General features: G+C 36.3%; 10 protein-coding genes. 1 reads left to right on the top strand and 9 read right to left on the bottom strand.

From position 1 onward, the window contains the following. A partial coding sequence (locus tag NFR82_RS04895; RefSeq protein WP_251717172.1) for a Rib/alpha-like domain-containing protein occupies window positions 1-6287 on the bottom strand: 6287 nt, incomplete at its 3' end. A gap of 276 nt (window positions 6288-6563) precedes the next feature. Continuing rightward, window positions 6564-7019, bottom strand: coding sequence for a DUF441 domain-containing protein (locus tag NFR82_RS04890; protein WP_251717171.1), 456 nt, complete (start codon window positions 7017-7019; stop codon window positions 6564-6566). Window positions 7020-7179: 160 nt separating this feature from the next. On the opposite strand from NFR82_RS04890, the gene NFR82_RS04885 reads away from it, so the two are divergent. After that, window positions 7180-7992 (top strand): Cof-type HAD-IIB family hydrolase, encoded by an 813-nt coding sequence (locus NFR82_RS04885; RefSeq protein WP_251717170.1) that lies wholly within the window; start codon window positions 7180-7182, stop codon window positions 7990-7992. A gap of 38 nt (window positions 7993-8030) precedes the next feature. Here NFR82_RS04885 and NFR82_RS04880 read toward each other — a convergent pair whose 3' ends face one another. From NFR82_RS04880 to cdaA, 7 genes are all read right to left on the bottom strand, one after another. Then, window positions 8031-8480 (bottom strand): low molecular weight protein-tyrosine-phosphatase, encoded by a 450-nt coding sequence (locus NFR82_RS04880; RefSeq protein ID WP_251717169.1) that lies wholly within the window; start codon window positions 8478-8480, stop codon window positions 8031-8033. Further along, window positions 8473-9195: a hypothetical protein gene (locus NFR82_RS04875; protein ID WP_251717168.1), complete on the bottom strand. Its 723-nt coding sequence runs from the start codon at window positions 9193-9195 to the stop codon at window positions 8473-8475. The genes NFR82_RS04880 and NFR82_RS04875 overlap by 8 nt, the downstream gene beginning before the upstream one ends. Then, window positions 9196-10011, bottom strand: a complete 816-nt coding sequence (locus NFR82_RS04870; protein WP_251717167.1) for a Cof-type HAD-IIB family hydrolase — start codon at window positions 10009-10011, stop codon at window positions 9196-9198. A gap of 98 nt (window positions 10012-10109) precedes the next feature. Then, the gene (gene glmS, locus NFR82_RS04865) at window positions 10110-11921 is read right to left on the bottom strand and encodes a glutamine--fructose-6-phosphate transaminase (isomerizing) (protein ID WP_251717166.1); all 1812 of its coding nucleotides are present in this window, start codon (window positions 11919-11921) and stop codon (window positions 10110-10112) included. A gap of 194 nt (window positions 11922-12115) precedes the next feature. Next, window positions 12116-13468 (bottom strand): phosphoglucosamine mutase, encoded by a 1353-nt coding sequence (glmM, locus tag NFR82_RS04860; protein ID WP_251717165.1) that lies wholly within the window; start codon window positions 13466-13468, stop codon window positions 12116-12118. Between the two features lie 22 nt (window positions 13469-13490). Continuing rightward, window positions 13491-14450 (bottom strand): CdaR family protein, encoded by a 960-nt coding sequence (locus NFR82_RS04855; protein ID WP_251717164.1) that lies wholly within the window; start codon window positions 14448-14450, stop codon window positions 13491-13493. Beyond that, a complete protein-coding gene (gene cdaA / locus NFR82_RS04850) occupies window positions 14447-15286 on the bottom strand; it encodes a diadenylate cyclase CdaA (RefSeq protein WP_251717163.1) in 840 nt (279 codons plus the stop codon). The genes NFR82_RS04855 and cdaA overlap by 4 nt, the downstream gene beginning before the upstream one ends. Window positions 15287-15302 lie beyond the last annotated feature (16 nt).

Here is a 15302-nt window from a genome sequence, read left to right as displayed (position 1 = left end):
GTGTCTGTTGAGCCATCTGGGTAAGTTACTGTGATAGTTACTGGTCTAGTACCTGGAGTGTTTACATCTGGTTCACCGTTTGTCCAAGTGTACTTAGTACCATCTGGTAAGTCACCCTTGTTACCAATACCTTCTGATGGATCTGGCATATGACCCTTATCAGTATTAATTGGAGTTGGTTCTGGAGTGTACTTACTTGCATCATCAGTAACAGTAATTGTAGTAGTTACTGTGTCTGTTGAGCCATCTGGGTAAGTTACTGTGATAGTTACTGGTCTAGTACCTGGAGTGTTTACATCTGGTTCACCATTTGTCCAACTGTACTTAGTACCTGATGGTAAGTCACCCTTGTTACCAATACCTTCTGATGGATCTGGCATATGACCCTTATCAGTATTAATTGGGTTTGGTTGTGGAGTATACTTATCTGCATCATCAGTAACAGTGATTGTAGTAGGAACTTCATCCTTTGAACCATCTGGATAAGTTACTGTGATAGTTACTGGTCTAGTACCTGGGGTATTTACATCTGGTTCACCGTTTGTCCAAGTGTACTTAGTTCCTGTTGGCAAGTCACCCTTGTTACCAATACCTTCTGATGGATCTGGCATATGACCCTTATCAGTATTAATTGGTTGACCTTCTGGAGTATACTTGTGAGCATCAGTTTCAACGTAAGTTACAGTTACATCTTCTGGCTTGCTGTCAGCATTTACTGAGATTGCTGAAACTTCAGTTGCCTTTGCACCATTTACTTCTGAGAAGTAACCGTCAATTTGTTTTACAGGAACTGCTGGTAAAGTAGTTTCAGTAGCATTAGTTAACTTGTTAGTATCAGTGTTGTATACAGTGTATGCGCTGTAAGTAGTATCACCGTTCTTATCAACAGTCTTAGTACGTGCGAAGGTTGCCTTTTGAGTTTGGGTAGCAGTCTTGCCGTCTGGAGTAGTAGTGTTGATGTTTCTAGTTACGGTCTTGAATAAATCAGATTGATCTGGATCATTAGGGTTAGTTGGAATTTCTGTTCCAGTAACGATTAATGGAGTATCAACGATTTGAGTCTTACCATCTGGGTAAGTTACAGTGATTGAAACAGTAGTCTTACCAATCTTGTTTACATCTGGTTCACCGTTAGTCCAAGTGTAAGTAGTCTTAGGATCTAATTCATCCTTGTTACCAATACCATCTGCTGGGTTTGGCATTACACCCTTGTCAGTAACGATTGGAGTACCAGTAGCATTTTCACTGTAAGTTGGAGTCTTACCCTTTTCAGTGTAACTTACAGTTACAGTGGTTGACTTAGTTTCTGGAGTTACATCGTTTACAGCTGGTACTTCTGTTGCAACCTTACCATCAACGTATGAAGTGTAGCCATCTACTTGTGGTACATCTACTTTAGCAAAGCTACCAGTAGTCTTGTCAGTTTGTGCACCATTTTCAAATACTTTGTAATCTCCGTAGGTGGTATCACCATTCTTATCAACAGTCTTAGTACGTGCAAAGATTACTTCTTCTGGTTGATTTAAAATCTTCTTACCATCTGGAGTAGTTCCGTCGATAGTTCTAGTTACCTTAGTGAATAAATCAGATTGATTTGGATCATTAGGGTTAGTTGGAATTTCTGTTCCAGTAACGATTAATGGAGTATCAACATTTTGAGTCTTGCCATCTGGGTAGTGAACAGTAATGGTTACAGTTGATTTACCGATCTTGCTTACATCTGGTTCACCGTTAGTCCAAGTGTAAGTAGTCTTAGGATCCAATTCATCCTTGTTACCAATACCATCTGCTGGACTTGGCATTACACCCTTTTCAGTAACAATTGGAGTACCAGTTGCGTTTTCACTGTAAGTTGGTTTGTCGTTAGGATCAATTACGTTAATTGAACCTGTTGGTAATTCAACGTTTAAGTAAGTTGCTTGACCATTTGCAGCCTTATCACTAAATGTGATCTTAACAGTACCAGTCTTGTCACCCTTCTTAAGTGGAGTTGCCCAAGTGTATGATACAGGCTTGTTAGCAGTTAACTTGTCTAAGTTAGTAGTGTTAATTAATGCAGCTACTTGATCAGAAGTTAATTCGTTTACACCTGCAGTTACATCAACTGCCTTAGCTGGGTTCTTAGCATCTGCACCTTCAACAGTTACACCATTACCATACCATCTAGCAGTTTGGCTACCGCCTTGAGTAGTGAATAAGCCATTACCAGTATCCTTAATTAATTGGCTGTTTTTACCGTAAGTAATCTTAATTGCTGGATTATTTTTAATATCAACAGTTGAAGTATTAGAACCTGGAAGAACTTCATCCATAGTAGCCTTATTTACATTAGTGTTGATTGGGTTAGTCCATTCAACAGTTACGTCATCAAGGTTACCAGTACCATTAGCCTTGTCGTAAATTACATTACCAGCTAAGTTCTTACCGGCACGAACATCATTGTTGTTCCACCAAGTAATCTTAGTAATTGCATCCTTGGCATCTGGATTCATACTGTTAGCAGTAGTTTCGTGAAGGTTGTTCAAGTTAGTTTCAACAGTAACACTGTAATCAGTACCGATGAATGTGTTTGAACCAACAGCGATTGGTGCATCAGTATTATCTTTTGAACCATCTGGGTAAGTTACTGTTACTGGTACAAATACAGGACCTTCTGGAGTGTTGTCACTAGTAGTTACAGTAACGTTACCAGTGTTTGGATCAATAGTTGCAGTTACGCCTTCTGGCAATTTAGTTCCTTCTGGAATAGTGTAAGTAGTTCCTTCTGGAGCAGTTACACCTTCACCATATGTTGGTTCACCAGTTTGAACAGTACCACCTTGGTTTACATTTACTGGGTTGTAGTGTGGGTTGTACTTGTCTGCATCAGTTGATGGAGTTGTTACGTAGCTTGCTGGAACCTTAACATCTAAGTAAGTGTTTTGGCCCTTGGCATCTTTATCGTTGAAAGTGATACGTACAACTGCGTTATCTTTATCAACACTTTGTAAAGTTGCGTGATCAATTTCGCTTGCTGGAACTGAGCTGTTTACTAATGCCTTAAATTGTTCATCAGTTAATTTAGTACCAGCAGTAGCTGCAACCTTAGTAGCTGGAGCAGTTTCTTGGGCTACAGCACCTGGTGCATCAATGTTCAATTCTGAAGTAGTCTTGTAATTGTCACCATCTACTACAACTTGGTCGGCAAATGGTTGTGAATCTTTATCAAAGGTTACGTTTACGCTACCCTTAATGGTTTCACCCTTAGTAGCTTCTGATACAACAGTTGATGGTTCTTCGCCCCATGCAATGGTGATACCTTTATCATCTTTTGCGATGCTAGTTGGAGTAGTGCTAATAGTGTTAACAGTATCCATTTGGTATTCATCAATTGACTTAACTGCATCAGTTGCCTTTAAGTCCATGGTGTTGTCTGAAGTTTCATGTGCCTTAAGTGCGCTTGGATCAGTAGTAATTACGATTGCACCGTTAAGGTTACCTTCTGGATCCTTTGGCCATACAACAGTTTCATTACCATCAGTTACAAATACTGGAGCTAAAACAGTTTGAGTAGAAGTTTCACCACTGTTAGTTTGATCAGTGTAAGTTACTAATACTGGTACGTTGTACATACCAACCTTACTGTTATCTGCAGTTGGTGCAAGAGTTAATTCACCAGTGTTTTCATCAACAGTTACCCATGCTGGAGTATCATCAGTCTTGGCATAAGTGGTCTTGATTTGATCTTGTTGTGGGGAATCACTTGGTGTATTAAAGACAGTTGGTTTTACAGTCTTAGTAGTACCTTGTTGTACATCAGTAGGTGCATAGATTGATTGTGAAACAGCAGCCTTGGTACCAAATGAAATTCTTTGTGGAGTCCAGAAGTTAAAATTGTTTAAGAAGTTGTTTAATTGTACTTCTTGTGCAACAGTTCCTTGTGGGTCGTTAACTACTTGGCCATCACTGTTACGAGTGTAAACAACTTGACCGGTCTTATCCATAGTAAGAGTTACGGCACCATTTGAATCAAGGAACTTAAGTGTATGATCGTCTTTTGAACCCTTAAGAGTGTCGTAACCTAAGATAGCACTCATACCCTTAGCATCATGAGCAGTTAAGTTTTGAATACGCCAAGTGTTTGATGGGTTATCAGTGTAGTTACCAGTGTCCCATTGTGATAATGGAGTACCACCTGGAGTTACACCATTCAATTGAATCATGTTACCGGCATTCTTTGAGTCGTTGTTACCTTCAAGACGAATTAAAGTACCAGTTTGTTGACCAGTTCTTTGTAAGTTTACGTAAGCTGGCTTAGTAAAGCTTAAAACGTCATTTGAGTCAACACCGTACATGTTGATTAAACCGGCAAATGGAGTATTGGTCATAACCTTACCAGTATATAAAGCTGGGCTTACGAAAGAAGCTTGATCTTGAAGGTCTAAAGTAGCACCTTCACCAACATTCATGGTGTATTTAACTGGGTTAGTACCATAAGTACCCATAACAATTAATGGTGCCCATACCTTACCATCAGCCTTGTTAGTAGCTGGAACATCTTTACGAACAATCTTTAAAGTACCATTGTCAATTAAGCTACTGTCATGAGCTTGAATGTTAGAACTTTGGATACCACCAACGTTTAAGGCAATAACACCAGCGTGGAAGCCGTTGAAGACTGAAGAAGCACCAACAATACTGTTTTCAAAACCGTCATGTTCGTTATCTTGTTGAGTAAGAATGTTAACATTACCAGTCTTATTAATAGTTAAGTTGCGAGCCATAATAGCTGATGAGTGACCACTACCTAAAGTTTCATTTAAGTTACCATCGATAGTTAAAGTACCATCAGTCCAATCAGAAGCGTTGGCAATACCCATACCACGAGTTACGATACCACGAAGGTCGTATTGGTTTGGAATTTCTTTGTTAATAAGGTTTCCGTCTTGATCCTTAGTGTTAGCGTTAATAGTTAAAGTTGAACCTTCAGCTACATGTAATGAATCATAAGCGGTCTTAGGATCTGAGAAGTCGGCTCCGTTATGTGGAGTTACCAAAATAACGTTCATACCTTCACCATCAATTACACCACCACCAGTTTTATCTGGAGAAGCAGCGTTAATGATAGTAGTACCATTTAATACTTGAACTGAGTTTGCATCAATTCCGGCATGCTTGTTAATGATACTTTGTAAAGTAACCTTGTTATCACCGGTAAATTGAACATTAACATTAGCAGAATCAATTAATGAACCATCTTTAACTGTTGCAGTGACATTGTTGAAAGTTACCTTGTCATACTTGGTGTTGTCATATGCATCACCTGAAGGTGCATTGTTAGTGTTACCACTAAAGCCAAATGGGTTAGTGTTATTGGCGTTAACAGTTACATCATTGAAAGTAACGTCCCAAGGAGTTTTCATGGCACGGTTACCGTTGGTATGAATAAGACCAACTTTATTTTCCCAACTATTTTCAAAGTACCAATCACCAAAGTTAATAGCGTGACCGTTACCGTTAACAGTTACTTTACGTGAAATACTGTTACCAGTGAATTCCAACTTGTGCTTTGCAACTACTGGATTAGGTTTCTTAGTAACGTTTGAAGAATCATCAACATTAATATCGCCTGCTAAGTCGATTTGGGTAACAGTTGAGTTGTTCCAAGCATTAGCAAATTCAGCCCAGTTAGTTACAGCTACTTTAACGCCTTGACTGTCATCCATAGCTGCCCAAGTACCTTGTGCGTTCTTACCAGTTACAACACCGTTACCATTTGAAGTAATAACGTTGTCATCATCTTTAGCTGCTGAACTTGCGGCACTTGAAGTAGCTGATGAAGCTGAACTAGCTACTTCTGACTTAGCTGCTGATGAGCTAGCTGCTTCTAACTTAACTGCTGATGAACTAGCTGCTGATGATGTTGAAGCTGCATTAGATTTAACTTTAAGTTCTGTTGCGCTGCTTGCTGCGCTAGTTTCCTTAACTTTAAGTTCTTGTGCTGCACTAGTTGCTGAAGCTGCTGCACTTGTTTCAGTCTTTTGTTCAGTAGGTTCTGCAACCTTTAATGTCTTTTCATTAGAAGCTTGGCCTTCATCTGAATTAACATCTGAAGCTTTTACTACATCTTCGTTAGCTTGTGAACCATTATTATTTGTATCAGCACTAACAGTGTGTGCATTAAATCCTAAGAATGAAATACCGATTAATACTGATGCAGCACCAACGGTTAACTTACGAATTGAAAAGTGTTCATTCTTTTGTTCCATTTGACGTAATCGTTCTTTATAATTTCGACTAGATAACATCTTTTATTCTCTTCTTTCTCATCTTATATAATTACTTTTTAAATTAAATAATAGGTGTTCTTTAACCCTCACTTAAAATAATAGATGTTTTTTTATTTTTTGCAATAGATATACAAAAATACTTTTTTGTATTGCTCTAATTCACTGGTATTACAGGAACTTGAAAATCAAATTTTTTCTAGTTATTTCTTTATTTGAACAAAATTTTCTAACTTTTCAGTGTTATTTTTATTTCTTAATTTTATTAAATAGCAGTTGTTATTTTTTATTTTTTCTTTAAAAATGTAGATTAAATAAGCTAACAATCATAAAAGTCATCCCACTAGCAATTACTGGTCCAGCCGCAATTCCTTTAAAAGCGACAACCCCAATAATCGTTCCTAAAACCAATGCAACCGTCACCTGAGGAACCGCTGCTAATTGATCTACGCCATACTTTGATAAAATTGCAACTGCAATTCCGGCTAATACAGCTATCCAACCTGCAGGTGTTTTAAAAGTATTGATTAAATCTTTAAATCCGATTTGTCCTGTTGCAATTGGAATTAAAATAGCAACTGAGATAACTGTAACACCCCAATTTATTCCTTTACTTTGAATTACTGGCATCCACTTTGCTGCAAAAGGTAAAAGTTTTAATACCATTACCACTCCTGTCGCAATAATTAAAGATGTGTTCTTTCCAACTAAAGCTACTAATAAAACTAGTCCTAAAAAAAGCCAACTTTCCATGATTTCATTACCTCTCATTTTTATTTTATGGTTACGATACTAATTAACTTATCAAATTCTGTAAGATTGTGCTAACAATAGTTTTTAGACTATCTCCGATAAAACGCTTACGTTATAATTAAGTTAATGTAAACTTTAAATTGCAATTTAAGGAGGAACTATGACAGAAATTCCATTTAAAGCTATTGCCGTTGATATGGACGGAACTTTTATGAACGATGATTTAACTTATGATCATGCACGTTTTAGAAAATTACTTACTAAAATCAAAGAAAAGAAAGTTCATTTTATTGTTTCAAGCGGTCGTCCACTTTCTAGATTAAGAAAAGACTTTGCAGATTTTTTAGATGAAATTGATCTTATTGCTGACAATGGTGCAATTTTAGTCAGAGATAACAATATTATTTCTAGCCACTATTTAACTCATAAAACTGGTCTTGAATTAATTCACTTCATCGAAAGTGACTATCCAACTGCAGAAATCTGTGTAAGTGGAAAGAATGCTTCTTACTTCAAAAGTTCTAGTCCTACAGCCTTCAAGCAATTAATGCATTTCTATTATCCAAATTATGTTGAAGTAGATAATTTTGATGAAATGCCTTCCGATGAAAGAATTATCAAGCTCACTTTAAACTGCCCTGCTGAATGGGCAAATGAAATTGAAACCCGTTTTAATAGTAAACACACAGAAAATATTCATTGTACTACTAGTGGTTTCGATGATATTGATGTAGTTCCCTACGGAATTAACAAGGCCCAAGCTTTAAAATATTTCTTACGTTATTTCGATGTTAAACCTAGCGAATTAATTGCTTTTGGTGACGGTATGAATGACAAAGAAATGCTTGCATTAGCTGGATATAGTTATGCAATGGCAAACGGCGACGAGCGCATTAAGAAAATTGCCAATTACGAAGCACCAAGTAATAATGATAGTGGTGTAATGCAAGTCTTAGAAAAATACTTTGATTAATAAAATAAGGAGTGATCGAATTGATCACTCCTTATTTTTTACTGTAATTTCTTAAAAAGTCCTTCACATGATTGCTTAATTTCTTTATAACTCGTATCAAAATCATTTGTATACCAAGGATCGTCAATATCTTTAGTACTATCAATGAAGTTCATTAATTTATATTCTTTATGATCAGGATCACCACCAGTAATCTGATTCATGTCCATAAAGTTTTCTTCATCCATTCCAATCAAATAGTCATACTTTTGATAATCATCTGCAGACATTTTATGGGCAATATGTTTGGTATAAGGAACAGCATTTTTATCAAGAACTCTTTTAGTCCTCGGATCCATCTGCATCCCTTCCGCATCAGTTGTTGCAGCCGCCGAATCAATCAGAAATTGATCGGAAACACCCGCCTTTTCAACTATATCTTTCATAACAAATTCTGCCATTGGTGAACGACAAATATTACCATGACAAACAAATAAAATTTTATGCATTATTCTCACTCTTCCTGATTTTATGAAGTAAAAATGGCCAAATAATTGCCACGATAACTCCTATGAATAGCCCTAAGTCAACGCCGGCATTAATGCTCAAGTTTATTCCACTATAGATTTGTGATTGAAACTCTGCATTTGCCCCTGTTACGAAATAAAGCAATGCCCCATAAGTTATTACCGCACCAATTAATAAAGCAGCTGAAGCCCAATATCGGTTAAAGATAAATAATACAATTGCTAAAACATAAAGTAAAACAATTGCTAACAGTGAATATCGGTAAATACTGATAATGTGATGAACTCGCGTCGACTCTTCCTTTAGTTTTCGGTTAATTTCTTTTATTAAATAAGAGTTAATGACCTTAGTTAAATTATTTTTACTCTTTAGTCCAATATCACTTTCTGTAATTTTACCTTCTTCATCATATTTTCGACTTAATTGATACAAATTAACATAAGAAAAATCATGCTGATACTTTTTAGGAAGTTCTGACAAAAGTACATTTTCTAGGCCTGATTCTTCAAGCATCTTAACGCCAACTTTTAAGCCATCATTATCCGATTGTTCAACAACACGGTTAATAATCGTTGTAGCCATCTTATGAGTATTATTAATTCTTAAAGTAGTTGGGCTAAATAACAATAAATACATTGAAATTAAAGTTAGGGCAGAGACAATTATTTTTGATAAAATTGCGAAACTTTTTTTCATTTAAATCACGAACTTCTTTAAAGCTTTGGCAATTCCATTATGATCATTATCGTCAGTGACATAGTCTGCTTTTTCTTTAATCATACTAATTGCATTCCCCATTGCAATCTTATGAAAATTAGGATTTTCAAACATTGAAATATCATTTCCTTGATCACCGAAGACCATGACATCTTTTTGACTGATCTTCAATCTTTCAGCCAAATCCATCAGAGCATTACCCTTTGAAGCGCCAATTGCATTTAACTCAATAACATTATCGAGGCTTCTTACAATATCATAAGATTCAAAGGCCCAATCAGGAATTGAACCCCATAATTTTGCAATTTGGTCACTATCTTTATTACAAGTGAATCCTACTTTATTGAAAGTAAAATCTTCTGGAATCTCATCACGATTTCTAACTCGAATATCATTATTGGTAAATGCAGCATTGATTTGCATTTGGACAGAAAGATCACGGTCTAAAGTCCAAAAGCACTCAGTCGTTTCAAAATGCAAGTTAACGTGGCTTAATCTTTGAAGACGCAGCATTACATTAAAATCGCGGTAATCCATTTCTTGACTCATTAAAACTTTTCCTGCCAAGTTTTGAACAACTGCACCATTGAAGACAACTGCATATTGATCGTCTCCTTCAAGTCCAAGTTGAGATTCAAATGGTAAAACACCGGAAAGAGGTCTACCTGTCGCTAATACAATTTTTATTCCATTATTCTTTGCAATTTGTAAGGCCTTCTGGGTTTCTGGAGAAATAGTATTTCCACTGGTTAGCAATGTTCCATCAAGGTCAATCGCAATCATTTTAATTGCCATAAATTGTCATCCCCTTAAACAAACTTTAACAACATCACTATTAATTATACAAAAAGCCGTGAGTTTCCTCACGACTTTTTATTAAAAGTATACACTAACTATTCAACAGTTACACTCTTAGCAAGGTTACGTGGCTTATCAACGTCTAAGCCCTTATCCTTAGATGCGTAATATGCTAAAAGTTGAGTTGGGACAACTGTAAGTAATGCTGACATGTAGTAATTAATTTCTGGTAAAACAATATCATCGGTATCTCTAGCAAATTCCTTACCAACAATAGTAATTACTGAAGCTCCACGAGAAGTTACTTCTTGAATGTTACCACGAGTTAAATCAGCAGTTACAGGGTCATTGATTAAAGCAATAACTGGAGTACCGTCTTCAATTAATGAAATTGTTCCGTGCTTAAGTTCAGCTGCAGCGAAACCTTCAGTTTGAATGTATGAAACTTCCTTTAATTTCAAAGCACCTTCCAAAGCAACTGCATGGTCAATTCCACGACCAATGTAGAAGGCATTTCTTGATGGAACTAAGTACTTCTTAGCCAATTCATCAAATTGTTCTTTACCATCTACGATTTGTTGAATACCTTCTGCGGCAATAGCTAAATCGTGCTTCAAGTTCCAGTCCTTGGCCTCTTCATTATTTAACTTTTCACCTAAAGCCTTAGCAAGAACAGCTTGTAAAGCAACTTGAGCAGTGTAGGCCTTAGTTGATGCAACAGCAATTTCAGGACCAGCACCTAATAACATTGTGTAATTTGCTTCACGAGATAAAGTTGAACCTTCAACGTTAGTCACAGTCAAACTTGGAATACCGCGCTTATTAGCTTCCTTCAAAACAACACGTGAATCGGCAGTTTCACCAGATTGAGTTAAGAAGATGAAGAATGGATGCTTACTCATCATTGGGAAGTGGTAACCTGCTTCTGAAGCATAACCAACTTCAGTAGGAATTCCAGTGTAGTGTTCGAATAAAGTCTTACCAACTAATCCAGCGTGGTAACTAGTACCAGCAGCAAAGATGTAAAGGCGATCTGCCTTAGAAACGGCATCAACAATATCTTGTTCAACCTTTGGATTACCATTGTCATCAAGATATTCTTGAGAAATGTGACGCATAACACCTGGTTGTTCATCAATTTCCTTTAACATGTAGAAATCGTAAGTACCTTTTGATGCAGCGTTTGGATCAATATTCAATACGTGTGGTTCACGTTTAACTTTTTCTCCATCTACAGTTTCAATTACGTATGAATCCTTGGTAATGTCACCAACATCACCATCTTGTAAATCAACGAAAGTCTTAGTTTGGTCTAAAACTGAAATAGCATCTGAAGCGATGATATTGAATCCATCCCCGATACCAAGCATCATTGGTGACTTGTTCTTAGCAATGAAAACATGGTCAGGTTCAGTATTATCAACAAGCAAGAATGCGTATGAACCCTTAACAAGCTTCAAAGCTTCCTTAAATGCTGAAAAACCATCTAAGTTCTCTTCACGAGCAATCTTACCAATTAATTGAACAACAACTTCAGTATCAGTATCTGAATGGAACTTTACACCATCTAAATACTTTTCCTTTAATTCAGTATAGTTTTCGATAACACCGTTGTGAACTAAGTAGAATCGCTTAGTTTTATCGTAATGTGGGTGTGCGTTATCAACAGTTGGCTTTCCGTGAGTTGCCCAACGAGTATGTCCGATACCAACTAAACCTTCTTCATCAGGAGTTAATTTTTCTTTTAAGTTAGAAATACGACCTACAGCCTTAGTTAAATATTCGTTGCCGTTTAAATCATTTAAATAAATACCTGCTGAATCATAACCACGGTATTCAAGATTAGTTAAACCATTTAAGATAAGTTCTTTAGCGGGTTTACCAACAACCCCAACAATTCCACACATATTTTTCTCCTTTGGTCTAGTTCATTTTCGTTGAATGGACTAGTTAGTTTTTATTGTTACAGACGTAATAATAGCCTTATTTTTCTAATTGGTCAAGTTTATTATTTTAAAATTGGTATAATAATTAAATTTGGGTAAAAAAATACCGTTTGTATTGCTTTACAAACGGTATTTTTGAACAACAGATTTAAATTTTATCTGCCCATTTCTTTTTTAACAACATCTACGATACGTGCTACGTATGCATCAGTTTCTTCTTGTGTTGGACCTTCTGCCATTACACGTAATAATTCTTGAGTTCCTGAAGGACGAACAAGTACACGACCATTATCGCCCATTTCATTTTCAACTTCTTTGATTACATCAACAATAGCTTGGTGTTCTTTCCAAGAATTCTTATCCTTTACTGGGACGTTTACTAAACATTGTGGGTATTCCTTGAAATCTTCAAGAAGTTCTGACAATGATTTACCAGTCTTCTTCATTACAAGAAGAAGGTGAAGACCAGTAAGCATACCGTCACCAGTATTATGATAGTCACTCATGATAACGTGACCTGATTGTTCACCACCAAGATTGTAACCATTAGCACGCATTTCTTCAGATACGTAACGGTCACCGACTTGAGTACGGACATTCTTAATGCCTCTTCTTTCAAGGGCTTTAGTAAAACCAAGGTTACTCATAACAGTAGTAACGATAGTATCCTTCTTCAAGCGACCATGTTCTGATAAGTAACTACCAATGATGTACATGATATGGTCACCATCTACTTCATTACCGTTTTCATCAACAGCAATACAGCGGTCAGCATCCCCATCAAATGCCAAACCTAACTGAGCCCCTTGCTTAACAACTTCTTCTTGTAACTTTTCAGTATGAGTTGCACCAACGTGATCATTAATGTTCAAACCATCTGGATGAGTTGCAATTGTAGTGAAGTCAACGCCGCAATCAGCGAACAATCTAGGAATCAAGTCACTTGCAGCACCATTAGCACCATCAATTACAACTTTAATACCACTTAAATCTTCTGGAATTGTGTTCTTGATAAATTGAAGATATTTTGCACTACCTTCATGGAAATCAGTTACAGTTCCTAAACCTTTAGCTGAAGGACGTGGTAATTCATCTTTTTCAGCATCAATTAATTGTTCGATTTCTTCTTCCATGGCATCTGAAAGTTTTAAGCCATCGCTACCGAAGAACTTAATACCGTTATCCTCAACTGGGTTGTGTGAAGCTGAAATTTGGATACCAGCATCTGCACCTTGTGCACGAACCAAGTATGAAAGACCTGGAGTTGAAATTACACCAACTTCCAAAACTTCAATACCAACTGAAAGAAGTCCAGAAATAAGTGCATATTCAAGCAATTCGCCAGAAATACGAGTATCACGAGAAACCAAAACTCTAGCTTGACGATCGTCTTCTTTTTCCTTAGTTAAAATATAACCACCATCACGGCCAAGTTTAAAAGCCATTTCTGGAGTTAATACTTTATTTGCTTCACCACGAACACCATCAGTTCCAAAATACTTTAACATTTGAAAAAACCTTCCTGTTTTATTAATTTCTTGTATTTTTCACTTTAATTGAAATCTGAACTTTATCAGGATCAGACTTAACTACTCCACTTGGAAGTTTGATTGGATACGTCTCAGTTGTTGAAGAAATAATTTTATTTAAATCAATATCAACACTAACCTCATCAATCTTATCCAATTTCGTTTTATCTCCAAATAGAGTAACTTCACTCTGCTTAGCTGTTACCGAGTAAACTTTATTGCTATTTTCATTTTTAGAATTCAAGCTCAGTTTTACTTTTTTCTTAGCAATAGAAATCGGTACAACTACTCTAGCAGTTGACGGCTCGATCACTACATTTAATGGTCGACCTTTTTTATCAACTGCCGTCAAAATAACTTGTCTTTCAAAATTATGATCAATTCCGTTAGGTAATGAGACCTTAGCAACAATTTGATCAATTTGATTTACCTCGCTTAAGGCACCAGTTACTTCAACTTGATTTGGATCTGCGCTAGTCTTACCAAAATGATAACCTTTTGCCACAGCATTTTTATTATACTCTATTTGCACTGGCAATGTGCGCGATTTTCTACGTTCGATATCAACTTTGATAGTTTTTGGATTAACTTGATAGTTAATCTGCTTACTTAAACCGCTGACTCTTACAGGTACAGTATGTTGACCAATTTTTTGATTTCCTAAATCAATATATGCACGAAAATTTTGAGTATTAATCGCTGAAGTTACTAAAGCATTTGATCCTTCAAGGGTAATTTTCACTTTTTCTGGATAACCAACAACATAATATTGGTCAGTATCTACTGAAACTTGTAGCGGAACTTTAATTGTTCTTGTCTCTGTTGCTGTCTGCCTGGTTTTATTTTGTTGAATTTGTGAGATAAACCCGGTTTGAGTCGAATCAATGTAAACAACAATTAAAATTGCTAATAGTAGAGAAACGATCCGAATAACCCAGGTTTTAGACCAAAAATTTTTCATCGATCGGCACCCCACTTCCAAATCTTATTAAGCCATTTTTGATACCACTTAGTTGGTACATCTTGCTCTGGAACTAATTCTGCATTTAGATATTTCAAATATTCTTCTCTTGATAAGTCCAATAAGAATCTACCATTACGAGTAATTGTTACACCACCGGTTTCTTCAGAAACCACAATTGTAATAGCATCTGTAACTTCAGAAATCCCAACCGCAGCTCTGTGCCGAGTTCCCAACCGCTTAGGAATCATACTACTATCCGATAAAGGGAGATATGCTGCAGCAACTAGAATTCGATTATTATTAATAATCACAGCCCCATCATGTAAAGGAGTATTTGGAATAAAGATATTTATAAGCAATTCACCTGAAACATCTGCATCCAATTTAATACCCGTTTCAACATAATCATCCAATCCTGTTTCTTGCTGAATTGTAATAAGAGCACCAATTCTTCTCTTAGACATATATTGAATAGCTTTATCTAATTCATTAACCAAATGAACGGACTTATCATGTTCACTATTTTCATGACCACTAAAGATCCGTCCAATGTGTTCTAACCCTCTTCGGATTTCTGGTTGGAAAATCACAATAATTCCAACTACCGACCAAGATACTATTTGATCAACAATATAAGTAACGGCATGGAGTTGCAAATATCCTGCAATTATTCTCACTATGAAAATAAAAACTATTCCTTTTGCAAGCTGTACAACTTTAGTTCCTCGGATCAACATAATTAAACGATAAACGAGGTACCAAATTATTAATACATCAAGAGCAATAGAAAGATTATTCCAAGTGAGCAAACTTGCTACATTGAAATGATTCATATTACTGATAAATATC

This window comes from Lactobacillus agrestimuris (genome assembly GCF_943193025.1).
Lineage (GTDB): Bacteria > Bacillota > Bacilli > Lactobacillales > Lactobacillaceae > Lactobacillus > Lactobacillus agrestimuris.
The sequence above is the reverse complement of the archived record's forward strand: the minus strand, read 5'-3'. Positions and strand labels throughout refer to the sequence as shown.